The 589-nt window shown below is 42.6% G+C and carries 1 protein-coding gene; it reads right to left on the reverse strand.

All coding sequences use genetic code 11. The annotated features are described in order from the left end of the window. A partial coding sequence (locus ACYVRA_RS08270; RefSeq protein ID WP_461252253.1) for an LON peptidase substrate-binding domain-containing protein occupies positions 1-589 on the reverse strand: 589 nt, incomplete at both ends.

Below are 589 nucleotides of genomic sequence, written 5' to 3' on the forward strand. Positions count from 1 at the left end.
TTTTTCTATTTTCTCGTTTATTTCCCTTTGAATCTTTTTCTGTATCCGTAAAAGCTCCTGTTCTTTTTTGATAAATACCAAAACCTGTTCCATCCGCTTTCGCACATTCAGTATTTCAAGAATTTTTTGCTGTTCGGCCTTGTCAATGTTAAGTATGCTCGCTATAAAGTCCGCGATTTTTCCCGGATGATCAATATTGATCATATTAAGACGCATTTCCTCTGAAAACAGCGGGTTATTTTCACTTATCTGTTTCATCTCGGAGATGAGCGCTCTTGTAAGGGCCTTTACTTCCCTTGTGTTGTCTTCCTCTTCTTCAAGATACTCTACGGCGGCGACAATGGGGTTGGACGGGTGAAGCGTCTTTTTTACAATAAAACGTTTTAATGTGGAAATAAAAATGTTCACGCCGCCGTCCGGCAGATTGATTTTTTTTACAATCTTAGCGACCGTCCCCACGGTGTATAAATCGGTAATTGAGGGCGTATCTGTTTCGTTAAGGAGCATGACAAGGCCGATAAGCCCGTCTCCGGCGTTGGCGTCTTCCACGACTCTCACGTCGGTAGGGTTGCCAATCATAATTGGCGTA

It is taken from the genome of Treponema sp. R8-4-B8 (genome assembly GCF_054786175.1).